Origin of the sequence: Buttiauxella agrestis (assembly GCF_900446255.1) — a bacterium.
Lineage (GTDB): Bacteria > Pseudomonadota > Gammaproteobacteria > Enterobacterales > Enterobacteriaceae > Buttiauxella > Buttiauxella agrestis.
The window spans coordinates 3,745,468-3,771,757 of record NZ_UIGI01000001.1; the positions used below are offsets into that span (position 1 = coordinate 3,745,468).

Annotated in this window: 12 protein-coding genes; 9 read left to right on the plus strand and 3 right to left on the minus strand. The window is 51.3% G+C overall.

Annotated features, from left to right (window positions below; translation table 11 throughout):
- The first annotated feature begins 18 nt into the window (after positions 1–18).
- From DY231_RS17750 to DY231_RS17775, 6 genes are all read left to right on the plus strand, one after another.
- The gene (locus tag DY231_RS17750; RefSeq protein WP_115630419.1) at positions 19–867 is read left to right on the plus strand and encodes a co-chaperone YbbN; all 849 of its coding nucleotides are present in this window, start codon (positions 19–21) and stop codon (positions 865–867) included.
- Between the two features lie 111 nt (positions 868–978).
- The gene (locus DY231_RS17755) at positions 979–1,893 is read left to right on the plus strand and encodes an SPFH domain-containing protein (RefSeq protein WP_034493771.1); all 915 of its coding nucleotides are present in this window, start codon (positions 979–981) and stop codon (positions 1,891–1,893) included.
- A complete protein-coding gene (locus DY231_RS17760; protein WP_115630421.1) occupies positions 1,890–2,336 on the plus strand; it encodes an NfeD family protein in 447 nt (148 codons plus the stop codon). Before DY231_RS17755 ends, DY231_RS17760 begins: the two co-directional genes overlap by 4 nt.
- A 260-nt stretch (positions 2,337–2,596) precedes the next feature.
- Positions 2,597–4,846, plus strand: coding sequence for a type VI secretion system tip protein TssI/VgrG (gene tssI / locus DY231_RS17765; RefSeq protein WP_115630423.1), 2,250 nt, complete (start codon positions 2,597–2,599; stop codon positions 4,844–4,846).
- Positions 4,843–6,474, plus strand: a complete 1,632-nt coding sequence (locus DY231_RS17770) for a LysM peptidoglycan-binding domain-containing protein (protein ID WP_115630425.1) — start codon at positions 4,843–4,845, stop codon at positions 6,472–6,474. Before tssI ends, DY231_RS17770 begins: the two co-directional genes overlap by 4 nt.
- Before the next feature lie 13 nt (positions 6,475–6,487).
- Positions 6,488–7,024: a hypothetical protein gene (locus tag DY231_RS17775; protein ID WP_115630427.1), complete on the plus strand. Its 537-nt coding sequence runs from the start codon at positions 6,488–6,490 to the stop codon at positions 7,022–7,024.
- 101 nt (positions 7,025–7,125) lie between these two features.
- Here DY231_RS17775 and cueR read toward each other — a convergent pair whose 3' ends face one another.
- The 3 genes from cueR to DY231_RS17790 all read right to left on the minus strand — a co-directional run bounded on the left by cueR (position 7,126) and on the right by DY231_RS17790 (position 20,772).
- Positions 7,126–7,527, minus strand: coding sequence for a Cu(I)-responsive transcriptional regulator (gene cueR, locus DY231_RS17780; RefSeq protein ID WP_115630429.1), 402 nt, complete (start codon positions 7,525–7,527; stop codon positions 7,126–7,128).
- 84 nt (positions 7,528–7,611) lie between these two features.
- A complete protein-coding gene (locus DY231_RS17785; protein WP_115630431.1) occupies positions 7,612–17,103 on the minus strand; it encodes an autotransporter outer membrane beta-barrel domain-containing protein in 9,492 nt (3,163 codons plus the stop codon).
- Between the two features lie 321 nt (positions 17,104–17,424).
- Positions 17,425–20,772: a C2 family cysteine protease gene (locus DY231_RS17790; RefSeq protein ID WP_115630433.1), complete on the minus strand. Its 3,348-nt coding sequence runs from the start codon at positions 20,770–20,772 to the stop codon at positions 17,425–17,427.
- Positions 20,773–21,293: 521 nt separating this feature from the next.
- Here DY231_RS17790 and DY231_RS17795 point away from each other — a divergent pair.
- From DY231_RS17795 to DY231_RS17805, 3 genes are read left to right on the plus strand one after another with little or no spacing between them, the layout of a single operon-like run.
- Positions 21,294–23,465, plus strand: coding sequence for a type I secretion system permease/ATPase (locus tag DY231_RS17795; RefSeq protein ID WP_115630435.1), 2,172 nt, complete (start codon positions 21,294–21,296; stop codon positions 23,463–23,465).
- Entirely contained in the window at positions 23,462–24,859 is a 1,398-nt protein-coding gene (locus tag DY231_RS17800; RefSeq protein WP_172588706.1) for an HlyD family type I secretion periplasmic adaptor subunit, read from the plus strand. The genes DY231_RS17795 and DY231_RS17800 overlap by 4 nt, the downstream gene beginning before the upstream one ends.
- Positions 24,849–26,285: a TolC family protein gene (locus tag DY231_RS17805; RefSeq protein WP_218568342.1), complete on the plus strand. Its 1,437-nt coding sequence runs from the start codon at positions 24,849–24,851 to the stop codon at positions 26,283–26,285. The genes DY231_RS17800 and DY231_RS17805 overlap by 11 nt, the downstream gene beginning before the upstream one ends.
- The last annotated feature ends 5 nt before the right edge of the window (positions 26,286–26,290 follow it).

Consider the following 26,290-nt stretch of genomic DNA (forward strand, 5'->3'; position numbering starts at 1 on the left):
TTTATAAGGAATTGATTTATGTCTTACAACATCGACATTACCGAAGCGAACATGCACCAGGTGCTGGAACAGTCTGTTACTACGCCTGTTCTTTTCTATTTCTGGTCTGCTCGTAGTCAGCATTGTGAACAGCTCACGCCGGTTCTGGATAAACTTGCCGCACAGTATCAGGGCCAGTTTATTCTTGCCAAAGTGGACTGCGATGCCGAACAAATGGTCGCTTCACAGTTTGGTTTGCGCAGCATTCCAACCGTTTATCTGTTCCAGAATGGCCAGCCGGTAGACGGTTTCCAGGGGCCACAGCCAGAAGAAGCGATTCGTGCGTTGCTGGAAAAGGTTCTGCCGCGTGAAGAAGAGCTGAAAGCGCAAGAAGCGATGTTGTTGATGCAAGAAGGCAAACACGCCGAAGCGCTGCCGCTGCTGAAAGATGCGTGGCAGCTCTCAAATCAGAACAGCGAAATTGGCCTGATGCTGGCGGAAGTGCAGATTGCGCTGAACCGTAGCGAAGATGCAGAAGCGGTGCTGAAAACTATTCCGTTGCAGGATCAAGACACGCGTTATCAGGGTCTGGTCGCACAGATTGATTTGATGAAACAAGCGGCTGACACGCCGGAAATTCAGTTGTTACAACAGCAAGTGGATCAAGATCCTGAAAACGCACATCTTGCCAGCCAACTGGCGTTGCAACTGCATCAGGTTGGGCGTAACGAAGAAGCGCTGGAATTGTTGTATACCCATCTGAAGAAAGATTTGGGTGCGGCCGATGGGCAAGTGCGCAAAATGCTGATGGAGATTCTGGCGGCATTAGGCACCGGTGATGCGCTGGCATCAAAATATCGCCGCCAGATGTATTCGTTGTTGTATTAATTAGTCGGAAGACGCTGAAAAAACCGTTGGGTTAATTCAGACCAGGAAGTCGCTGAATGTTTCTGCGTTAGGGGTTAGACTTACATCAAATAAACAATGGAGGTTTTTTTGATGTTAATCGTCATTCCCGTACTGATCCTCGTCGCGCTGATTATCGTCGGCGCCGGGGTAAAAATCGTGCCGCAGGGCTACCAATGGACCGTAGAACGCTTTGGCCGTTATACCAAAACTCTGATGCCAGGCTTAAGCCTTGTGGTGCCGTTTATGGACCGCATTGGCCGCAAAATCAATATGATGGAGCAAGTGCTGGATATCCCTTCCCAGGAAATCATTTCCAAAGATAACGCCAACGTCGCCATTGACGCGGTGTGCTTTATTCAGGTTGTCGATGCCCCGCGCGCGGCGTATGAAGTCAGCAATCTTGAGCTGGCAATCATGAACCTCACCATGACTAACATTCGTACCGTGCTGGGTTCGATGGAACTGGACGAAATGCTGTCGCAGCGCGACAACATCAACACCCGTCTGCTGCATATCGTGGATGAAGCGACCAATCCATGGGGCATCAAAATCACCCGTATCGAGATTCGCGATGTTCGTCCACCGGCTGAATTGATTGATGCGATGAATGCGCAGATGAAAGCCGAGCGAACCAAACGCGCTTATATTCTGGAAGCCGAAGGGATCCGCCAGGCTGAAATCGTGAAGGCCGAAGGTGATAAGCAGTCGAAGATCCTGAAAGCGGAAGGTGAACGCCAGTCCGCGTTCTTGCAGGCGGAAGCCCGTGAACGTAGCGCTGAAGCAGAAGCAGCGGCAACAAAAATGGTTTCTGAAGCTATTGCTGCGGGTGATATTCAGGCGATTAACTACTTCGTCGCGCAGAAATATACCGACGCGCTGCAACAGATTGGTTCGGCCAATAACAGCAAAGTGGTGTTGATGCCGCTCGACGCCACCAGCCTGATGGGCTCAATTGCCGGTATCAGCGAACTTATCGCACAAAGCGGTACCGAGCGTAAAAAATGATAGCCCTGCTGTTTACCCACGCGCATATCTTCTGGCTCACGCTGGGCGGCTTGCTGCTGGCGGCTGAAATGCTTGGTGCCAGCGGTTATTTGCTGTGGAGCGGAGTGGCAGCGGTACTCACCGGTTTACTGGTGTGGATTGTGCCGCTCGGTTGGGAATGGCAAGGCGTGTGCTTTGCTGTTCTCACACTGGTTGCGGCCTTTCTGTGGTGGCGCTGGCTCTCGACGCGTAAACAGCAAGAACCCGGCGAAGTGCTCAATCAGCGCGGCCATCAGTTAATTGGCCGCCGGTTGCGTCTGGAAACTACGCTGGTGAATGGCCGCGGCCATATCCGTGTAGCAGATAGCTCATGGCCAGTCATGGCAGACAGCGATTTAACGGCAGGCACAGAAGTGATTGTGACCGCCGTTGAAGGTATTACGTTGAAAATACAGGCGCTTTAAGTCTGTTTCTGTTGATGGCAGCATTCCGTGCTGCCATCAACAGAAGATACTTCTCATGCTAAGCACCTGTAGAACAGGTGATTCATTTTGTAAGATTTCATATTCTTCCTTATGTGATGTTCATCACAGTCAAACCCCTGTCCGCAAACTATCTTTCATGCCCACTACGTTATTGATTTAATTATATTTATCTGGATGATAGTTCAGTTGTGACTATGTGCTCTGGTCAATAACTCCACGGACAGGAAAGGACTTCCATCATGGCTTCAGACGGCACCCGCTTTACCTTCACCGCCGGGCATACTCCGGCGGACACCTTTGCGGTGGTGGGTTTTAAGCTCAAACAATCCCTCTCTTCCCTGTTCAACCTGGAGATCACCGTCGCCTGTAATGACCCGGCGATTGGCTTTCAAAAACTCCTCGATGAATACGGGGTTCTCACCATCTGGCAGGGCGAGGTGATTAAACGCCGGGTACGCGGTATCGTCACCTTCTGCGAACAGGGTGACAGCGGCAAGCACCAGACGCTTTACTCGATGACGGTGCGCCCTGAGTTCTGGCGCAGCTCGCAACGGCAGAACTGCCGCAGTTTTCAGAATTACGACATCCAGTACATCTTCGCAAAGTTGCTCAAAGAAATGCGTATCCGCACGCATGATGCGCTGTTCCGGCGTCCGCATCCGCCGCGCGAATTCTGTGTTCAGTTTATGGAATCGGATTACGATTTTATTGCCCGCCTCGCCGCGGAAGAAGGGATATTCTTTTTCGAGGATGAATACCTCGACGACAGAGACCAGAAGCTGACCTTCACCGACGACCGCAGCAATCTGCGCGGCCTCGGGGCGTTTCCGTATAACCCGAACGCCGCCTCGGAATCGTCCATCTACTGCATCAACATCTTTCGCCGCAGCGCGCAAATCCGCCCGGCAAAAGTCACCACCCAGGATTACACCTTCACCGCCCCCGGCTGGCAGGCGCAGTACCAGGAAGAAGGGGCGGACCTGTCATATCAGCGCCCGGACTATGAAATCTTTGACTATCCGGGGCGTTTTAAGGATGAACAGCACGGGGCCGATTTTGCGAAATATCAGATGGACGGCTGGCGCAATAACGTCGATTTTGCCAGCGGCACCAGTAATTGCCCGCAGTTACAGCCGGGGCGCTGGTTCACCCTCACCGACCATCCACGCGAGGACTTAAACAGTCCGTGGCAGGTGGTGTCGAGCGAGATGACCGGCAGCCAGCCGCAGGCGCATATCGGCAGTTCCGGCCAGGGTACCACGCTCACCAACCGCTTTCATGTTATCCCGGCCACGCAGACCTGGCGCCCTGCGCCGTTACTGAAACCGCTGGTGGACGGCCCGCAAATCGGCATTGTCACCGGCCCTGCCGGGGAAGAAATCTACTGCGATGAGCACGGGCGTGTGACGGTGAAATTTACCTGGGACCGGTATAACAAAACCAACGAGGAAAGCTCGTGCTGGGTGAGGGTCTCTCAGGCGTGGGCGGGCACCGGATTCGGCAACATCGCCATTCCGCGCGTCGGCCAGGAAGTGATTGTCGATTTCCTCAACGGTGACCCGGACCAGCCGATTATCACCGGGCGCACCTATCACGCCGCCAACCGCTCTCCGGGCGACCTGCCGGGGACCAAAACCCAGATGGCAATACGCTCGCAGACGTATAAGGGTAATGGATACAACGAATTAATGTTTGACGACCAGACCGGCCAGGAATTGCTGTCGATGCATGCCCAGAAGGACATGAAAACGGTGGTGCTGAACAACCGCGATACGAATGTGAAAGTCGACCACAGCGAAACCATCGGCCATAACCAGCAGGTCACGGTCGGCCTGGGGCAGACGGTGAAAATCGGCAAGGAAAATGCCGCCGGACACGACCAGACAATCACCGTGGCGCACGACCGCAGCATCACCGTACGCAATGACCAGACGCTGAAAGTCACCCGCGACCGGACGGTAAACGCCGGCCGCGATGACAATCTGTATGTGGAGCGCGACCGCAAAGTCACGGTAAAAGGCAGCCAGCAGCAGAACACCACAAAAGACCATATCAGCCTGGTGAAGGGCCATCACAGCCTGGAAGTGAAAGGCGACCTGGCGCAGAAAGTGGCGGGGGCGCTGGGCGTGGATGCGCAGGGCGACATCGTGTTGCAGAGCGGGAGCAAAATCACGCTGCGAGTGGGCGGTTCATTCATTGTCATCCACCCCGGCGGCGTGGACATCACCGGGCTGAAAATCAATCTCAACGGTGGGGGAAGTCCGGGAGCGCCGGTGGAGACGTTGCAGGTGCCGGTGCTGAGCCGTCTGAGTGATGAGGATGATTCAGGGTCTGAGCCGCCGGAAGATAAGGACGGAAGTGGTGGCGATAACTCAGGTGAGCAGGATGAGCCAGAGTTGAATCATATGTTTGCTTCCCTCAAAGGAATGGATGGTATTCAGAGTAAGGAACTTATATTTAAAACATTTATTGAAGGGGAAATGGAATGACTTCTCAATTAACTCCAATTTTTGATAAAGCACATGATAAACCGAAACCCTATGATGGCTTACTGGGATGGTCAGCAGACTGGAAATTCGATATCGATCAAGAAAATAAACCTGTTCCTCTTGACGATATATGGTCATTGTCACCAGAAGAACAGAATGTAATTGTTCGTCAAGGAGACACCCTCGGAAAAATTGCTAAAGAACATTATTGCTCAGTCGAAGAACTGGTTTCATTTAATGCGTTAAAAAATCCGTCATTAATTTATCCAGGACAAATAATTAAGATACCGACTGAACAGTATTCTTACCCGGATACAAAGGATGAACAAAGCGACGATCAATGTACCGTATCATTCTCATTTGAAGATCTCATTGAGAAACCTATATCGGGACTTAAAGTTAAGGTTGTGTCAGCACTGGGCGATGTATATGAATCCATAACTGATGGAATGGGACAAATAAAAAATTTTGCTACAAAAGCAGAAACTGAGCTGAAGGTTTTTGTTTCCAGCGCTGCCGGGAAGTTAAAAGAGGTGGCCAGTTTCACACCATTGCCAGGGAAGGTAGCAGTCATCTTATCCAGCCCCAAAGTCAGGGTAAAAGGTAAAAGCACTGCTTTAAAAGGGTCAACTGGTGATGTTGAGAATACCCCTGGAGATATTAATACAGTCAACGTAGGGCGCGACTCTCAGGGTGGCCCCAGAACTCATATCAGCCACGTCTGTCCGAACTCTTATGACCTGACATTAAGAAAGAATGTTATTTACTGGAATCAAATAATTGCGGCATCTGAACGGAGTGGTATTATTCCACAATGCATAGCAGCGGTGATCAGTGCTGAAGCGGCAAAGTATGCCGGTGGTATCTGGAAACCGACATCTGTTTGTAAATCCGGAACCGATCCAAAGACAAATATAACCAGTTATAAAAGTTCTGCTGCCGGTATGACTCAGTTTTTAAATGGGTCATGGATGTCGGAAACTTTCAGAGAGAGGACGTATTTGTATGAAAAAGCAACTCAGCAGGGACTTATTGCAGATAAACCGGCATTAGACAAAAATGGGAAAGAAGTAAAAAATAAAAAAGGTGAAGTAAAATATGAGAAGAAGTTTGAGGTATCTCCAGATGAATGGAGAAACTTAAAGGAACTAAGAAAACAACATCTTACAACTGGTGTAACGCCGTATCCGCGCAAAGCTACGCATGCTGTTCAAAAATGGTTGGATCTAAGATTTAAGCCAGAGTATGCGATTATGGCAGCGGTAGATTACGGAGTGGCAAATTTAGCCTCACTTCAAAATGCCGGATATAATATTGATTCGCTTAACGATGCAGAAAAGGCCAAGCTGATTTATTTGACACATCACTTGGGATTAGGGGATGCAATGTTATTTATAAAGAAAAAAATCCCAGAAGAGAAAGCAGGCCATTTATTAAAGGCACAGATTGGGGTGAGTTCGGCGTTAAAAAGATATTTATCCGCAGGAAGTTACGTAGAAGCCCACAGAGTCTGGTTGATGTATTACATAGATCAAAACATTAAGCTCAACGATTATTTCTGTGATGAATTAATCGCCACTAATAAATTAGAGGATGTAGACTTAGATGTTGTCATGGGAAAAATATAACCAGGAGGTTATTATGAAGAACTATCTGCCAATAATGCTATTTTTATTTTTCTATTCTAGTGCAAGCGAGGCTAAGTGCACTCCCACAACTTTGCGATGTATTAGTACGTCACTAGGTCTACTCGAGCAGAAAACTCTGAGCGATTCTAATGATGGTTACTCGCATCTGTCACTTAATGGTAAGGAGATATATAAGGCAAAGACTAGTTATATTGTTGTGGGGTATGATAATGATGGTATCTTTAAAGGCAAAAAATATTATTTAACTAAAGCAACAATTTCATATACATCAGATGATTCATGCTACCCAGACAAACCAGGTGCACATTGTGGAATGAATGCCATTCTTGACCTGACAAGTGGAAGCCCCATAATTTCCAATGAATTTTTCTCTGAATTTGGAGAATCTAACATTACTTGGGTTTCATGGGGAAAGGCTAACTCCATCATAGTAATCGATGATGAATTAAGATTTAAATACTCAAATGGACATGTTGAACAAGTTACCAAAGATAAATACTCCATTACTGGTAGCTCTCGAAATAAATAGAATTGAATCACAGATTGATATAAAAACATGAAAAATTAATATCAAATAAAGGAAGGACAACCATCACTTATAGATAATTGCCCAACACCGAATACGAAGATCTACTGTTTATGGCAGCAGCCCGCAAGATTATTAATAATCGGGCAATCCGCGCTGTCGTCGCCAGGGCATGAATCCGCCAGCGCCATCAACTGTTGGCGCATTCCCTGTAGCTCTTCAATAACCTTTTCGATGTCTGCGACTTTCTGCAAAGTCCGCGCTTTTACGTCGGCACTATGGCGCGCCGGATCGTTGAACAGATTCACCAGCTCGCGACATTCTTCAAGATTAAAGCCCACCTGGCGGGCCTGGCGCAGCAACGTCAGCTCATCCAGATGCTTTTGCGTATAGCTACGGTAGCCGTTGTCAGAACGCAGCGGCGCCGTAACCAGACCCTTCTCTTCGTAAAAACGAATCGCTTTGCTGGTTAAGCCGGTTTTTTTCGCAACATCACTGATGTTCATGTTTCCTCCTGAATTTCCGTCGACACCTGAATTTCCGTCGACAGAAGTATAACCCCTGCCCCCGGTTGGGCGCAGGGGGTTTTATCAGAAGCGAATTTTTATACCGACCGATGCGGAAATATCAGAGTCCACTTGAGTATCGCCGCCGTTGTCCCAGGTTTTACCCACTTCAGTATAAGTCTGCACTTCCGTGGTCACGGCCCACGTCGCTCCCACTGCGGCTTCGGTGGTCTGGAAGCGCTGATTGGCATCAATTTTCGTGGCCCCGGCGCTGTTTGCCGTATTGCGGTACGTCACGCTATCTTGTCCGTCCGACAATTCCTGCCAGTAGTTAACCCGAATATACGGTTTTACTTTGCCGTAATCGGTGTCGTAATCCGCCGCCAGACGCACGCCGAGACGACCGATCACCGCACCGTCAGCCTCAACCGACACTTTGGTTCTTGCCGGGTCTTTTAGCGTCACGTCATCAAAATCGCTGTATTGATAGATGAGCTGCGCCTGCGGTTCAATCAGCCAGTTGCTGTTCCAAAGCTGCCACGGTTTGCCGACCTCGACCGACGCCACAAACGAGTTGCCGTCAGGGTTGTAAGTCTCCCGGTCGTTCATATTTTTCAGGTCAACGGAGTGATAACCGTACTGCAGGACGTTATCGACATAGAAACCGTTGGTGTCCGTCCAGGTACCGTAACCGCCCAAATAAGACGAGAAGGTCGAGTTGTACGCCGCACCGCCGCTCATCCCGGTAATGCCATTGATGGAGCTGTCGATATCCATAAAGGTGGTGTACAAACCGGCACGCCATTTATCGTCCTGATAAAGATCCAGCCCCATTTGCATACCGTTGTAGTTAGTGCTGCTCTGGGATTGGGTCGGATCGTCATGCTTCTGATCGACCGATTTCACGATGTAACGCGCCCAGAATCGGCCGTCCTGATCTTCAGGGACTCCCGCCTGCCACGGTTGCTCGTCGCCAACACGCTGGTGAAGTGTGCCAAGCACGGCCAAATCAGCCTGGCGGATAATCGCCCCGAGCGTGTCGAACCCAGGAACATCCGGGCGATAACCGGCGCGTAAGAACCAGTCTTCACCCGCGCCCTGTTGGTTTCCGGCAAACAGCTGGTATTCCCAGGCTCCGGCGGTGAGCACATCGCCGCCGATATTAAAGGCATCTTTGGTGGTTTGCGCCGTCGTCGTCGCGCCATTCACCGCTTCGACTACCAGGATACCGTCGCCAGTGGTCGGTTCGCCGAGCTGACTGACGTCAATATCCAGCAGCGTGCTGCCGGTAGCTGCACCGCCGTTGATCACCAGATGATCGGCAACGCCAGGGCTGTGTTGCTGGGCGGCAATTTTCAGCGTACCGTTCAGCCCGACGTAATCGCCGTTGACGGTCAATGTTGAACCGACATCACCGCCACGAAGATTGACCGTGCCCTGGTTCACCAGATTAGCCACGGTCTGATTGTGGCCGCCGGTATCGAGCGTCGCCCCGCTGCTGACAATATGAGTTGATTGACGGCTGAAGCTATTGCGGCTCGCTGCCGCCAGGGTGCCTTTCTCCACAAGCGTAATGCCGCTCCAGGTGTTTCTGCCATTGAGGAAAGTAGTGCCGCTGCCTTGCTGCAAAACTTGCCCGCTGCCAGAAATATTGCCGTTGAGGGTTACGTTATCAGAGCGGTTAATCGCCAAAGTCGCGTCATCGACAATATCGCCGCCGACGCTGCCCCCGGTTCCGCCGTTGCCCAATTGCAATGTGCCGTTGCGGATAGTCGTTTGCCCGTCAAATGTGCTGTCTTGCGTCAGCGTCAGTTTACCGTCGCCCTGTTTGGTTAAGGTGCCGCTGCCGGTGACTGCACTGAGCAGCGAAACTGAATTACCGTTGGTATCAACCGCCCCGCCACCGTTTGAAAGCGTGACCACCCGCGCGGTATCGAACGCCGCGCCGTAGCGTAATGTCCCGCCGCTCAGGCCAATTCCCGTTCCAGCGGCCCCCAGATTATTGTCGGCAGAAACTTGCAGTACCCCGCCGCTGACTTGTGTTCCGCCCTGGTATTGGTTGTTGCCGCCCAGGATTAATGTGCCGAGATCGGCTTTATTGATACCGCCTTCGCCGTCGATAACGGAGTTAATGGTCGCGGTGTAACGCGCACCCAGAAGAGTACCGTCGCCAACGCGAATCACCGTGTCGGCGGTATGCGTGGTGATGTTATCGCCACCAATCACATAGCCGTTGGTGGTAAATTGCGCCCCGCTGATGGCGACTTCACCAAGGCTGGTGTCAACCGTGACATTCCCCGCCTGGCCGCCAAACACGGCAAACGATCCGTTGCTGTATGGCGTATTAAAGCGGCCATCCGGCGTGGTGACATCGGTTGTCCAGTTGTCGTTGCCGGTGTTGTTTTGCCAGATACCATCGCCGCCGTTAATCACGCCGTTGTTTTTAAGCGATCCCCCCGTGCCACCCGCCCCGTCCCAGAAACGCATGACCGCTCCCGTACGGTTCACCAGGTTAACCTGGCCATCAATGGACGTTTGCACGTAGAGATCGTCTGCCGCTGCAGGCGCTGTGCCAATATCCAGGATGTTGTCGGTCAGCGCGCCGGTGTAGTTGAAGACGCGATAAACACCGACATCAAAGGATCCGCCCGGTGTCTGGGTGATATTCAGTTTGCCGTTAAGGCTAAGATCGCCATTGATATTAATCAGATCGTTAAGTGAGCCACCGACGGTAAACGGCCTGCCGAACTGGAAGTCGACCTGCGAATCCTGGTTGAGTGTTAATGCGCCCATCTCCAGTACGCCAACACTTGCAAGATCCTGACCCGCCGCCAGATGGCCGCCATTATCAACTTCTACGCTGCCACCCAGCACGCCCGCACCGCCGAGAGTTGCGCCGCTGTTGACGGTGGTTTTTCCGGTTGCTGCGGCTTGATTACCATTTATCAGCAGCACGCCCTGTTGTGCGTTGGCGGTGCCAGTCCAGGTATTGTCGGCGGTGAGATTTAGCGTGCCGCTGCCGGTTTTCACCAGATTTCCGCTGCCGCTGATAATGCCGCTGATGGTGTCGTTACGACTTAACGCCCCTTCGACCAGTGTTGCCGCGCCAAGAACCACGTTACCCGCACCCGATAACGAACCGACCGAGGTGCTTGCCAGCGCCGCGCTGATGTCCACCAGCCCGCCAGCAAGGTTGGAGATCACCGCCCCTGCGCCCTGGGCGCTGTCAGCAAATGTGACTTGTCCGCTGTTGGTGACGGTCGCGGAGCCTGCATCTGCGTTTTCGTTCAGCGCCAGACGCGAAGTGGCATCGACCATGACGTTGGTATTGTTGCCCTGGCTGTTGCCGTTAAATTCCGCGTTACCGCTGTTGGTCAGATTAATGGTGCTTTGCCCCGCTCCGGCTGCGTCGTTAAACGCCAGCGTGGAATTGTTGACGGCAAAGGTGTGCGTCTCTCCAGAAGCAGAATTGTTGAGATTTAAGCGCGCCAGATTCGTCATTGAAATCTGGCTGTCAGCCTTGCCAAATACGCCAGTTGCGTTGGCATTAACCGCCAACTGTCCATTTCCGGCATTGCCAACAATGTTGGTGTCTCCGAGATAAATATTTTGCCGGTTCAGCTCGAGGAAGCTGTTGTTGCCACTGGCAGACGTGTCATAAATGTTCAGTTGCCCATCACCACCAATCAGGCCGCCCGGAGTGAAGGTATTGCCGTAGAGATCGAATGCGCCGCCGGTTGCTCCATCGAGGAAGATGTTACGGTCGGTGGCGAAACTTGCCCCGGCCTGTAACGCAGAACCGTTTCTCAGCGTCACGGAAGTTCCCGCATCGCCGAGACTTAAATCTTTGGACACCTGAAGCGTGCCGCCCCAGACTTCCACCCCGCCGCTGAAATCGTTATTGCCGTTAAGGATCAAGCGGCCCGGATCGGTTTTCAGCAGTCGGACGACATTGCTGTCCAGTTCGTCCTGCACCAGATCTGCGTTGATGGTCGTCGTCACTGCCGGGTCGCCAGCTGCACCAACACGAATCACGAAGAATGAATCGGCGTCAGTTTCACCTTCAGTCTGGAAGCGGTTAGTCGGTACGGGAACCGGGATATCAAATGAACTGGTGACGGTGCTGATGTAGTGCAATTGTGAGGCTGGGTTGAGCTGTTGCAAAACATAGCCATCTGTCAGAAATTGCATACCCGAAGTGATAACGCGGCCATTAATATCGCTGATGGTGACGGTGCCTTTTTCACCTTCAAAAATGGCGAAGGCAGTCTGCGCCCATGGCTCGTTGCCCAATCCATCTTGTTCTGTCCAGTTATTGGTTTGACCCAAAAGATTAGTACGCCACGTCCCATCGCCACCATTAACTTGCCGGTTCCCAGTCGACCCGTCGCCATGGTTCGCCGGGTCATCGCCATCCCAGAATTGCAATTCGGAAGCGGGGTTGGGGAAGTTTAAGATAAGGTTAACCTGCCCAGGAATAGCGGTCTGGATATAATAATTCGCCCGATCGGCAGTCGGTAACGTACCCAAAATCATATTGTTATCAGTCAGGCCGCCAGTCTGGTAGTTAAACAAGCGATAGACACCCGGAATGAATGCACCTCCCGCGGCCAGCGTGACGTTGACGACACCATCAAGAATAAGGCTGCCACCCACGTTCACCAGATCGTTAAGCGCACCGCCCGGCACATAGGCCTGGCCGAGTTCAAACTGGCTGTTCGTCGTGTTTGATAATGTGAGATTTTTATTGATGGTTAAGGTGCCGACGCCGCCATCTCCCGGAGTCAGCCGGGTAAGCGCATCAAAGACGACATCGCCGCCGATAGTTCCCGTCCCACCGAGTGTCGCATTGGTGTGAACGGTTGTCAGGCCAGTTGCCAGGCTTTGATTGCCCTTAACCAACAACGTGCCCTGGTTTACTTCGGTAGCACCCGTCCAGGCGTTGGCTCCACCAAGACGCGTCGTGCCTGCTCCATCCTGATGGAACGCACCGCTACCCGAAATCACACCGTTAAGAAGAATATCGTCAGAACGATCAATAGTCAGAATACCGTCGTCGGTGATGTTAGTCGTTTGGGACAAACTCCCCACCGTTCCGCCATCGCCCAGCGCGAGTTCTGAGCCTGCGCCAATGTAAGTATTTCCGGTGTAAGTGTTCTCGCCAAGCAGCGTCGTTTTGCCCGCGCCGATGCGTTCCATACCGCCGCTGCCACTGATAATTCCGCTGTAAATCTGGTCGGCAGCGCCATCAAAAGAGAGCAGGCTCGTCGCGCCGGAAGTAGAAACATTGTAGTTATGCAGGGTGGCGTCACCGGGTGTCGATGCACTGTCGCCCGAGCGCAGCGTTGCGCCGTTGTTGATGTTGATTGCCTGAGCGCCGGAAAGCGTCAGGTCGTCAACAATCCGCGCATCGGTGGCATCGCCATCCAGGGTCAGGGTGCTCCAGCCGGTGCCAATATTGGTGCCTTTTACCAGGTCGTCCGCGGTAAAACTTCCCAATAACGCAGGGGCGGTTCCCTGATGCGTACCGTTGAGCGTCAACGTATTGTTGGTGCCGCCTTCGCTGAGAATGTGCGTGACTTTTGCCAGCGAAACATCGCCAAGCGTGGCGCTGTCGTTACCATCCCCACCGGTAAAGGTGACGCCGCCGGTGTAAGCACCCGCCGTCCAGCTAAACTGGTCGTTACCGCTGCCTAACACAATTTCGCCACGGGTATCCGCACCCGCGCCGCTCAATGCCACTACATCTTTACCATTCCCGGTCAAAATCGCCTGCGCCGTGGCATCTGCCGCCAACAACGAGCCGCTGTTATTCACGGTGGTATTGCCGCTGCCTGATGCATCAATAACGGGTGCGCCCGCGCCCAGACTGGTGATATTACCGGTGTTCGTGATGGTACGGCTGGCGCCCGCCACGCCATCGGTTGCGACAATTGCCGACCCTGCGCCCGCCGCCATATTGATGGTCGCGCCAGACGTCACGTTATCCGTGGTTCTCGCCAGAATCCCGACGCTGCCCGCGCCATTACCGTTGATGGTGTAGCCGTTATCAATGGTGAGATTCCCGGTCGTGGGGTCGCCGTTCGCATTCATAAAGGCAAAGCCCTGGCCGTTTCCGGAAACGTTCAGTGTGTTACCGGCACCCGCCGCGCTAAACGTGACCGCCGTGCGGATCGCCGGGCCATTCGAGGCGTTAATCGTTACGCCGTTAAGGTTGATGTTCGAGGTGTCGGCGTTGTTATTAATCCCGGCACCGCTGTCGGATATGTCGATAACCGTGTTGGTCGCGGTAAATGATGTCGCGCCGGAGTCCATTCTTACGCCATCAGCGCCACCGGAGGCGGTGATATGATTGCCCGTTCCGTTGACCGTCAGATTCGCACCCGTACCAATTAACTGTACTGCCGCCAACCCTCCAGTTGCATTAACGGTGCCAAGACGATTCACCACCGCATTCGCCCCGCCGACGCGCAGCCCAACGTTGCCACTTCCGGTCGCGCCACTCACGCTAATCGTGTTGTTATTGGTCAGCACTCCGTTGTTCTGGATATTGACGCCAATATTATTGGTGCCCAAAACGCTGACCGGCGCGTTCACAATCGCCGAGCCATTATCGTGCAGAAGGATCCCGGTACTGTTCGTTCCGTTTAACGCAATCCCCGTGCCATTGAGGGTTAATTGCCCGAGGTGCGAAACGTTATAGCCAGTAATACCGCTTTGCGAAGAAAGCGTTGTCGTCGCCGCATTCGATGTAACGAGCGTAATTAATTCTTCGGGGTCGATGGTACTGTCGATATTGTAATTACGCCCATCAACCACAACGGCTGTGGTGTTATTTCCACCTAATACGATGCCACCATCACTAATTGTCCCTTGCGCACCACCGGTGACTTTCACCCCGACGGCACCATTACCGTTGACGTTAATTTTCGCCGTACCGGTATCGAGTGTCGTTTTTGTCCCGCTCTTTTCATCCAGACCGTTGGCGAATATCCCGGTCGCATTTTCGCCGGAAACGGTCAATTGATAACCCGCCGCCGACCCGCTGCCCGCAAACGTCGCGCCATGGTCTACCGCAAATAAAATCGAATCTTTCTGGCCGTTATCATTGATAGCCGCGCTGCCGATGTTAATTAGCGCTTCATTGCCCCAGGCGTAGTAGCCCATCTGTTGGGTGTTTTCAAAGGTGAGCGTTGAGTCGGCATTAATATCAATTTGCGCATCTCCGCGCGCGTGAACCCCGATTGCCCCGGCCGATAACAAACGAATAGTGGAGTTCAGGTTAACCTGGGCATGTTGAGTATTCAGCCCTTCGGCGTAAACCGCATAATTGCGATAAGTATACGGTTGCCCGTCGCTACCCCCGGTATCCCCTGCGGTCCCCACGGTAATAGTGCTGCCATCCGTCGAACTGACTGTCGCCCCTGAGTTTTGCGCCAGCACGTTGATGGCGATGTTGTTATCACCATCAACGTTAATATCACCGTTGTGGGTCACGGTGCCGGTATTGTCGGCAACATTCAGGCCATAGTTTGCCGCAGCCGATCCGTTAGTCAGCTTCCCTAAAACATTAATTGTGCCGTTGTTGGTTATCGCCCCGGTCGCACCCTGCACGGAAATCCCGGCAGCGTTACGGATATTTTCTTCCAGTGTGATAGTGCCGGTGTTATTTACCGCCCCGGAACTTTGCGTGTGAATACCCGCAGAAAGATCGCCGCCCGTCATCGGAACTGGCGTTGGCGCGGTGGCATCGAAAACAGGCGTCACGCCGAGGTAGATATTCCCCGCATTCGTCAATGTCGCGCCATCTTGCAGGAAGATACCGTACCCGCCCGCTCTCCCGCCTGCATTCTTGATGTTACCCACCAGCGCAATGGTGGCGTCGGCGGCGTTGGTGACAGCCGTCGTACCTGATGCGCTGATCCCGCGCGCATTGTTGGTGGTGGTGTCTGTTATCGCGACATTAATATGACCATTGTTGGTTAATATGCTGGTGCCGCTGCCCTGCATCCCCACGCTGCCCGCGTTAGAGACATTTTGATTGTTGCCGTCTTTTTCAATAAACAACCCGGCGTTCAATGTGCCGTTGTTGATCGCGTCGGCATTAGTGGTCAACATGCCGACTGAGGTTGGGCTACTGCCACTGCTGCGCCATGCGTTTATCGCACCGTCGTTAGTGATAATCGCGTCAGTATCGGCGCGCATCACCGCCGAGGCACCATCCACGGCGAGGCTGCCATCGGCCGTGACCAGCCCTGAAGCATTGACTCCGGTGGCATAAATTACGTTTAAATCCCCGGTGCCAAGCGTTGCGTTATTGGTGTGCCCGCTTTTGTCATCCCAAACGTGATAGGTCAGATTGATGCTGGTGTTTTCCTCTTGCGCCAGCATTCCGGTGATAATCGCGTCGTAGGTATTTTGCGCTTCAACCGTTGAATCAATGACTTCGCCGTTGACCGAAGCCCCCGCCGTCAGCCAGTACTGGATTTGCGGCTTGCCGGCATAATCCCCGTCGCCTACCAGGAAATCGTTAACCTCTGCGATATCAGTCGATGAGTTAATGGTGAATGTTTTATTTCCCAGCAAAACCACTCGCGGCCCAATTTGCTCGTAGTTGGGCAGCGTGATAGTGAAATCGTATTTTGCACTTTGCGCACCAAGCTGTTGCGTATCGCTTTGAAGCTCAATCGCCGGGCGGAAAACAATATAGTTATCCGAAAGCCACTGCGTGCTGCTGGCAACACCTGCGCTGCCATCGGCTTTCGCCAGCACAGAGTTTTTGGTCAGTAAATTAATGGTATTGGCAGCGGCTGAAATAGGCGTGGTGGTATCGCTCGAACCGACATTGATATTGGCCTGTCCACCCGTTGACGCCACTGAGGCAATACCAAAATTATTAAAGATACGAATAGAATTATGATCATAAACGGGTAAAACCATTGCGCTTACGGCGGTGTCATCGGCGGAAATAAAAGTCGATGAATCATAAACACTCACCACCTGGTAGCTGCCGTCCAGGCCCGGAACTTCAACATTCAGCTCCAGGCTTTCTTGTGGAACAGCCGGAGATGGGGAATAGGTGTACTGGCTAATATTGGCTTCAGTTATCGTGGTGGCGGCACCTGTCGAATCTGTTGCCTCAATAACGGTGATGCGGTCGGGGTCAGTCCCTGTGCCGCCCGGCAGCGCATTGAGCACGGTGACGCCCGTGCTCGCACCGTTAGAACCGGCGGCAATAAACGGTATTGGGCCATTGATATTCAGGACGGTGCCTGGAATATAGTGGTTTGGCAGACCTTGATTATCAATCGTGAAGGCAAATCCGGTATCACGAATGGTATCGTAATCAATGTCCTGATTTTCCGGGAATAAATAAGCGGGATACGCGGTTATCCATGTCACATCGTCCGCGATGGCGTAGCTTGTATAACTCCCGGTTAGCACAAGCGCTGCTGCTAATAATTTTTTCCCACCCCGGCCCGTTTTGCTCCCTTTTTTCCCACCCCGGGATATTTCTGCAACAGCAATATAGCTGTTAGCAACATGGCTCCAGACTAATCGATATATATTATTCATAAGCAATCTCTGCATGGCCACAAAAGTAATAACGCGCTGAAACATAAAGACAACGACAAACACGTGTCGAAATACTTTAAGTAACAGTAGTACATGGCGGTGCAATGAAAAGCTGGCAGGAGAAAAAGTATTACTTAACTAATACTGCCTCACATAATGCTTTGAAAATGTAATATTAATAGATGCCCTCTAGCAGAGAACGATTAATTATCAAGGGTTGCCATAAAAATAATTAACCAGATATTTAGTGTGGTAATAATGTAATTAGACTTTTGATAAAATATCCCCATCATTAAAGACAGGGATATGAATACTTAATTATCAGGCATGTGAAGCGGCAAGGGTGCCGTTATTCACATTGACGGGTAACGCAGCCGTGGAGAGCACTGCAGAAGGAGATGTGTTCATCGCAGCCATCGCGTGAACAAGTTGACCAGCAGCGTCAGCCGTTCCGTTTGAATTCACGATAGCAATCCCTGTACTGTAATTGCCACCCTGCCACATTTGATCCATTGAGGCTTCAAATGTTCCCTGCACATTATCGTTGCGGAAAGCGCCCCACGGATTGGTGAGAATAAAATCATTCGTTACGTCGTCAAAACCGATAATCGCAAATGCGTGCGCACCGACAAGATTGGTTTGCCCTGTATCGGCATTTTGTGAGCTCTCCCAACTGGAAAATTGTACAGGTTGACCGTTGAGTACCGCGGTTTTCAGCAGATCAAAATCTGTGGTATTCCATTTTTCCTCGGTTGTATATACCGCTCTGAACGTTGTGTTGGTGTCACCGGTTATTTCTTGCAACTTGTCAAAACCACCAGGCAGACTTGAGTAGTCATTCACTTCATTCAAATAAGTCGCTTCAAAATCAACAACCGCACGTTCAATAATCGCCCCCCAACTTGAGTTTGCTGAACTTGTGCCGCTACCATCAACATTGCCATCTACGGTGACCCAATGCGCCACGCCTTCTTTAAAGAAACGCACGCTGTAGGTATCATTTGGGTTCTGAACGATCATTGACTTGATGAAATCAGGTGCCGTTTCCACAACCGCCTGAAGCGCGGAAAGAAGCGAACAATCCCCGACTCCTCCCTGCTGAATGTCATTAATTGTCGGGCCACCTTTTGCGAACACGGGGCGCCCATCAACATGATCAGATGAAGAAGATTTCGGGTCGTTCGCACCATCAAACCAGGTAGAAATTAACTGGTTAAATTGCGCGACTGATGAGCCTTCATTCAGGCTGCCAATTCGCTCGCCTTTCCCCGTAGCACTCCAGTAAACCGATGCGCCATTGGTGCCAATCAGCCCGTTCACCAGGGAATAGATTGCCGAGTCAGTCCCACAGACATTGCCAATTTCCTGAACATAATTTTTTATGTCGCTGTACTGGCTTGCACTGAGGTTGCCGTTTATCTGTGAGGCGAAATCTTTAAGCACAGATTCAATGGTCTGGAAGCTGAACAACGAGGCATCGTTTGTCATTGCATTGTGCATCAACACTTTCAGTGCCGGGTCGCTCATGTTATTGACCAGCGAAGTCCCGGTTTCCACAGAAGTGCTAATGAGCAAATTCTGGCTTTCTGGCAACTGGGCCAGTTGCTCGACGGACATCAGTTGCGAAACGGTTAGCAGCTGATCGGTGGACAATGACGATATTAAATTGCTCAGTGCAGATAAATCATTAATGGCCCAGAAGTGTTGATAATCCAGCCCTGCAAAGGCAACAGGATTCAACGTCCCCAGTTGTTCCGAGGTTAAGGCCGCAAAGGATGCAGTATCCAGATTGTTGAGGAAGACCGCAGGGAGCAACGATAAATCACTGCCGAAGCCCGCCATTTGTGCCGTTGTGAACCCATGGGCCGCCGCCGCCGGGATCCAGTCGAAATGCTGCAATGCCTGAATTTGTTCAGCACTTAACGTCGAAACTTGCTTCGCTGTCAGCCCCTGATATTCCGTTTTGGACAACTGTTCAATGGTGGAGACAGGAAGCTTTGAAATATCTAAATAACCGAATTGGTCGCTGGTCAAATTACTAATATGGGGTGCATGTGCAACCTGCTCTGCGGTTAATACTGCCAGATGCTGGTTATCCCATTGGGTAAAAACATTCGCTTCAATATGAGTAAACTGTTCGGCAGTAATTCCTTGCATCGCCTCGGTACTTAAACTGTTATACCAGCCTGGCGTGAACCAATAAAAGTTCTGCGTGCAATTTTGAATCTGCTCGACCGTAAAGCCGGAAGCAGCATCATCCGGCATCCAGGCCGCATGCCACATGGCATTAATTTGATCGGCACTTAAGGTGGAAATTTGTCCGGCGGTAAGCCCTGAATATTCCTGTTTGCTGAAATAGTTGAACATTGAATCAGGCAATTTGGAAATATCTAATAAACCAAACTGAGCACTGCTCAGGCTGCCAAAATTATTCATTCCGCCAATCTGATCGGCAGTTAATGCATGCAGGTGTTTATTATCCAGACCCGCTAATGTGGCATTGGAAATCTGGCTTGCCTGCTTCGGCGTCAACGCCTGCAATGCTTCAATGCTCAGGTTATTTAGCCATGCCACGCTGAAGTAACCCATGCTGATAGCAATGCTTTGAACCTGCTGCGGTTTAAAGGCGGTGCCGGTTGCATCCGGCAACCATGAAGTGTGCGCCATTGCACCGATTTGCTCAGGGCTTAATGTGGCCACCTGCTGAGGCGTAAACTTCTCGTACACTTCTTTAGACATGCCGCTGATGGCCGAAAGGGAAAGCCCGGAAACATTAAGCCCAGTAAATTGCTCAGTGCTGAGAGTAGAAAGCTGGTGTGCAGTGAGTGCTGAGGATTCCTTTTGCGTCAGGCTGCTAAGCGCCGAAACTGATAACCCTGAAATATTTAACAAGCCAAACTGGGCGCTGCTCAGAGCATTCAAATCTGAAATTGCGGTGACCTGTTGTGCTGTTAACGCTGAAAAGTAACCGTTCTCAAGCTTATTAAAAGTATCAGCCGAGATTGCAGCAATGTGTTCGTTATCGAGCTGCGCAAAATTCGCCGTGGTGACTTCGTTAAGATGATCGGCGCTGATGGCGCGGAATGTTTCGACACTCAGGTTGTTTAAGAAACCAGAAGAGAACCAGTAAAAGGTCGATTTCCAGTTTGAAATCTGCTCGACCGTCAGCGCCCCCGCATGTTGGCTATCCACACCGGTAAGACTGGTGCCAAGAAGCTCGGTAAGCTGTTGAGCCGTAATCGCCTGGAATGCCGGAAGAGATAAGCTATTCATCCATTTCGCATCGAACCAGTAAAAGCTGCAGCCCATCGCCGCAACTTGAGCAGGTGTGAAATCGGACAAATGGCTGGCATCCACACCACAAAGCGTATTCGCGGTGAACTGCCCCATTTGAGTCGGCGTAAGGGCTTGTAGCGCCTCAGTGCTGAGATTATTGAGCCAGCCGGGAGTAAACCAATACATACTGATACTAATTTTTTGCACCATTTCAGGTGTGAATCCGGCAGCCGCCGCATCTGGCATCCACGAGGTATGCGCCATTTGATGGATTTGGTCCGGGGTCATCTTACTGACAAAATCAGCGGTCAGGCACTGGTAGTCGGCCTGGCTCCATGAACCAATTGAATTAAGATCGGGCATTGCAGGGTTGTTTTGTATTGAATCAGGCACAGTTTTTCCTCTTGCCGGAATGAGTCTTTATTTCGACTAAAATAAAACCAATAGATAGGTCAGGATTTATTTGATTGAATGACATATCTATTTTCATAAGAAATAGACACAGAGGCATTCGCATAAATATTATCAATCAAAATATTTATCATCAGCTTTATTTTCAGAACAAGCACCAGGCTAAAAGATGAATATAGACATTTAAAACCAATTCTATATTTACAACTTACAATCAGCTTTTACCAATCAAAACATATTTGACTTTTTTCTGATCAAAAAGCCGTTAAATAACAAAACCATGAAACTCAAGTGTTAAATAAAGCACATAAACCTTGTCTAAAGTTAACAACCCCACACCTCAAAAATTAACCTGGTATATCCAAAAATACTCAATTCCCGATTAAATAGATATTTTACAACCCAGGCGACCTGTGTTATTTAATCGCGGATATTTTATATCCCTCCTCATATAGTGAAAAACTTGTTAATTAATATGACATCTTTGTCGTCGGCGGTATCCCATGGATAGTGGTTTTTTCTGTTTGCAGGTTATCGGAGCCTTTCATCAGGTTGCGGTCGATAAAATAAACCTTCAGCATAAATTCGCCGGCCACATGGAAATATCACCCAGCGGACAACCCGTGTTCGGGCAACAGGCTATATTGCTGGCGGCAGACTCTTTAGGGCTAAAGACCAAAGTTGTCCGCCAGGATGCGCGGCGACTGGATAAGGCCGTTTTACCTGCGGTGGCAAAGAACAGTGATGGTCGATATTTTATACTGGGTAAATATGACCCAGGCAGTAAAAATGATAGTCAAATCGCAAAACCCCGCCTGCTGATTCAATATGAAAATAGTCCTCCTGAGTTTATTTCTGTCGATGACTTACAAGAACTCTGGACAGGTGAAGTCATTTATTTCGCGAGCAAAGTAAATTTCAGCGGGACGTTAGCCAGGTTTGATTTCACCTGGTTTATTCCGGCAATGGTTAAATACCGGCGTATTCTTGGGGAAATTATGCTCATTTCCCTGGTGCTGCAATTCATTGGTCTGGTAACCCCCCTTTTCTTCCAGGTCGTCATGGATAAAGTATTGGTTAACCATGCGATGAAAACCCTGCATGTGGTAGCCATTGGCCTGGTGGCGGCAAATATATTTGAAGCGCTACTCAGCGGTATTCGTACGTGGGTATTTGCCCACACCAGCAGTAAGCTCGACGTAGAACTGGGTGCGCGCTTATTTCGCCATATGCTCAATTTGCCGATTGCCTATTTTCAGAGCCGTCGCGTCGGGGACTCTGTCGCGCGCGTGCGCGAACTGGAAAATATCCGCTCGTTTCTGACGGGCAACGCCATCACCGTGGTGCTCGATATCCTTTTTTCATTCGTTTTCCTGGCGGTGATGTTCAGCTACAGCGTCAAATTAACCTTTATCGTCATCGCTTCCATCCCGCTTTACGTCTTTTTATCAGTCATATTCACACCGATATTACGCCACCGCCTGAACGAAAAATTCAACAAATCCGCTGAAAACCAATCCTTTCTGGTTGAAACCATCAGCAATATCGACACCGTAAAAGCCATGGCCGTCGAACCTCGCTGGGTTAAAAACTGGGATGACCAACTGGCGGGTTATGTGACTTCAGGACTGTCCGCGACCAATATTTCAACCATTACCAATGGCGCTATCACATTGATTAGCAAGCTCGTCACCGCCGCAATTATGTGGATAGGTGCCAGTCTGGTCATTGATAACCAACTGACCGTGGGGGCTTTAGTGGCATTCAATATGCTTTCCGGCCAGGTCTCCCAGCCGATTTTACGTTTAGCTCAGTTATGGAATGACTTTCAGCAGGTCGGCATTTCTATGAGTCGCCTGGGGGATATTTTAAACGCTCACCCAGAGGTTGTTGACCAGAAATCGCCCCTGCCGAAATTATCCGGAGCGATTGAATTCGATCAGGTTTCATTTCGCTATCGCCCTGATGCGGCGGAGGTTCTGCGTCAGGTCAGCCTTGCGATTAAACCCGGAGAAGTTATTGGTATTGTGGGTCGTTCTGGTTCAGGAAAAAGCACGCTGACAAAACTGGTGCAGCGGCTATACATCCCCGAACGGGGTCGCGTGCTGCTGGACGGGCACGATTTGGCGGTCATCAACACCACCTCGCTCAGACACCAGATTGGCGTTGTCCAGCAGGAAAACAACCTGTTTAACCGTTCTATTCGCGCCAATATCGCGCTCACCAACCCGACGTTGCCCATCGAAGCGGTGATAGAAGCGGCGAAGCTCGCGGGCGCACACGAGTTCATTTGTGAATTACCAGAAGGCTACGACACGATGGTGGGTGAACAGGGTGCGGGCCTTTCTGGCGGGCAACGCCAGCGCATCGCAATAGCCCGGGCGTTAATCTCAAACCCACGAATTCTGATTTTTGATGAAGCCACCAGCGCCCTGGATTATGAGTCCGAGAAGATCATTCAGGACAATATGCGCCGCATTTGCGCAGGCCGAACGGTGCTTATCATTGCACACCGTCTTTCTGCGGTGCGAGAAGCCAACCGTATTGTGGTGATGGAGCGCGGGCAAATTGCCGAAGTCGGCCATCACGATGAGCTTATCCAGCAACCTGATGGAATCTATGCACATTTATATGCGCTGCAACAAGGCACAGCAAAAGAGGCGGCCAGCGTATGAGCCTGAAACTCCGTTACCTTGCCTGGCGTGATTTAGTGCAACATTATCGCAGCCACTTTGCCTATTTCTGGAAGCAGCGCCGCAGTCTGACGCCGCCATCATTAAAAGCCAATGAGGCAGATTTTTTGCCCGCAGCCCTGGCGTTGCAACTGGCACCTGTCTCGCCTACCGCGCGCTGGACGGGGCGTATCTTAATGATCTTAATTGTCTTTATGCTGCTTTGGGCGGTATTTGGCAAAGTCGATATCATCGTTTCTTCGAGTGGGAAAATCATCCCCTCGTCTCATACCAAAACTATCGCCTCCGTAGAAACGGCACGCGTGGAGCGAATCTATGTGCAAGACGGGCAAACGGTGCACGCCGGAGAACCGCTCGTTCTGCTGGATACGCATATGATTGATCATGAGAAAAACCGCGCGCAGGTCAGTGTGGATATGGCGACATTACAGGTCGAGCGCTCGCGCGCCCTGCTTGCTTCGATTAATGCCAACACATTTATTGCGCTAACTCATGTCGAGATGATTGCCCCCGAAAAGGTTGCGGACGCTCGCCATCTGCTTGATAGCCAGTGGCAAAATTTTGCCAGCCGAATAGCGGAGTCAGCCGGAGAAATAAACCGCTACAACCTGCAATTACCTATCGTGCGCAGCCGGGCGGAAAACTACAAAGAACTCGCCCGCAATCATGATGTTTCGGTTTCATCATGGCAGGAGAAAGAGCAGGACAAAATTGAGCTTGAAGGCAAGCTTGCCGACGCGCGCCATCAGCTCGAATCGTTTATTACCGATACGCGCAAGAAAACGGAAGATCAACTCGCAGAAGGGTTAAAGCAGCAGGCCGAAGCGCTTCAGGATGTTCAACGAGCGACTGCGCATAAAACTCAGTTGCAGCTTACCGCCCCCGTTGATGGCACCGTTCAACAACTCGCGGTGCATACCATTGGCGGCGTAGTTACCGCCGCGCAGCCCCTAATGTTAATTGTGCCTCAGCAAAACCAAATTGAAATCGAAGCGATTGTCGAAAACAAAGACATCGGTTTTATTCATAAAGGTCAGAATGCCGCGGTTAAAATCGAGGCGTTTGATTACACAAAATACGGCATGATGCAGGGGGAAGTGAGTTATGTTTCGCGCGATGCAATGAACGCAGGGGCCGGTAATCCAGGCGAAAACCCGCAAAGTCGTCAAAGCGATAACGCACAGAAACCGCAAAATTCTCAGTACGCAATTCACGTCAGGCTGGACAACAAAACCATAGATATCGACGGCGAACCTTCGCCGCTGAAACCCGGCATGAGCGCCTCCATTGAAATTAAAACCGGCAGCCGTCGGGTTATCGAATACTTCCTCTCCCCTTTGATTCAACACACGCATGAGAGCCTGAATGAACGCTAACAAGGTTTTAATCGCGCTGTGTCTGCTTGGTTCGTGGATGGAGCCTGCGGCAAGCGACATGCTGGACGACCCATTACTGGCGCAGCCTGTGCAATTACAAGAGGGTGCAACGCTGCCGGACTCAAGCCGCATCGACTGTGCAAGTGCGGTGGATTTTTCTCATCCGCTGGCGCTGACCGACGCCGTAGACACGGCGCTTTGCAACAACCCGCAAATCCGCGCGACCTGGGCAGAAATTAAGATGCAAAGCGGGGTGGTCGGTGAAGCCCGTGCGGCGTACCTGCCCACGATTAACGGTTCTGTCAGCCGTCTTAAAGACACCACGACTTATTCTTCTGGGGCGCGCCAGCCCTCTTCTACCAGTATCGGCAACCAGTATTACGGTTCGCTAAACTGGCGCTTATTCGATTTTGGCGGGCGCAGTGCAAACCGTGAAGCCGCTAACGAAATGTTGCTTGCCGCACTTGCCGGGCATGATGCGGCATTACAAAAAACCATGGCATCGGTGATTCAAAGCTGGTTTGAAGCCATGACCAGCCAGGCGGTGATGGATGCACGCCAACACATTGCGCAGCTTGCGATGCAAACATTAAGCGTGGCTCAACGCCGTGAAACTAAAGGGGCCACCACCCAGGACGATACGCTGCAAGCCGCAACGGCGCTGGCAAAAGCGCAGCTTAACGCCATCCACGCCAGGGGGGATTATCAAAAAAACCTCGCACTTCTCAAGCAGGCGATGGGGATCGACCTCACCACGGATATCCATTTACCCGCGCAACCGGAGCAGGTTAATCCTTCGGATATTCATGACCTCAACCAGTGGTTGAAACAGGCGGAAAGCCGCCACCCGGCCATTGCGCAGGCAAGGGCAAAATGGCAGGCCGATAAAGATAAAATCATTCAGGTGCGATCGGATGGCCTGCCAACGCTGGATATGACGGCGCATATCTCGCGCAACGGTTTTCCAAACCAGGGGCTGTCTAGCCTCAACCAGACAGACAAAGACATCGGCCTGACCGTATCTGTTCCGTTGTTCGATGGCTTTAGCCGCCACTATAAAATTCAGGAAGCACAGGCGCAGGCCGAACAAAGCGAAGCCCAGCTTGAAGACACTACCGCGCACATTCTGACAGACGTGGTGAAAGCCTGGGCCGATGCGAAAACCGCGCTTAGCGTGTTGAGCGTTAGCCAACAATTGTTGGATGCAGCCCAGGCCAGCGTGAATTCATCACGTCGTCGCTATGATAAAAATGTGGCGGATATTCTTGAGGTTTTGAACGCACAAAGCGCGCTGGCAGACGCCCAGCAGCAGCGCATTCAGGCTATTGCCGAGTGGCAATCCGCACGATTAAGCCTGCTGGCGAACACCGGGATATTGGGGCAGTTATCCGCAACCGCGCAAACGCGTAGCCAGGATATCCCCTGAACAGG

Coding starts and splice junctions, on each gene's coding strand:
- DY231_RS17775 (WP_115630427.1), top strand. CDS start 6,488: ATGAAGAACTATCTGCCAATAATGCTATTTTTATTTTTCTATTCTAGT.
- DY231_RS17795 (WP_115630435.1), top strand. CDS start 21,294: ATGGATAGTGGTTTTTTCTGTTTGCAGGTTATCGGAGCCTTTCATCAG.
- DY231_RS17785 (WP_115630431.1), bottom strand. CDS start 17,103: ATGAATAATATATATCGATTAGTCTGGAGCCATGTTGCTAACAGCTAT.
- DY231_RS17770 (WP_115630425.1), top strand. CDS start 4,843: ATGACTTCTCAATTAACTCCAATTTTTGATAAAGCACATGATAAACCG.
- cueR (WP_115630429.1), bottom strand. CDS start 7,527: ATGAACATCAGTGATGTTGCGAAAAAAACCGGCTTAACCAGCAAAGCG.
- tssI (WP_115630423.1), top strand. CDS start 2,597: ATGGCTTCAGACGGCACCCGCTTTACCTTCACCGCCGGGCATACTCCG.
- DY231_RS17805 (WP_218568342.1), top strand. CDS start 24,849: ATGAACGCTAACAAGGTTTTAATCGCGCTGTGTCTGCTTGGTTCGTGG.
- DY231_RS17760 (WP_115630421.1), top strand. CDS start 1,890: ATGATAGCCCTGCTGTTTACCCACGCGCATATCTTCTGGCTCACGCTG.
- DY231_RS17755 (WP_034493771.1), top strand. CDS start 979: ATGTTAATCGTCATTCCCGTACTGATCCTCGTCGCGCTGATTATCGTC.
- DY231_RS17750 (WP_115630419.1), top strand. CDS start 19: ATGTCTTACAACATCGACATTACCGAAGCGAACATGCACCAGGTGCTG.
- DY231_RS17800 (WP_172588706.1), top strand. CDS start 23,462: ATGAGCCTGAAACTCCGTTACCTTGCCTGGCGTGATTTAGTGCAACAT.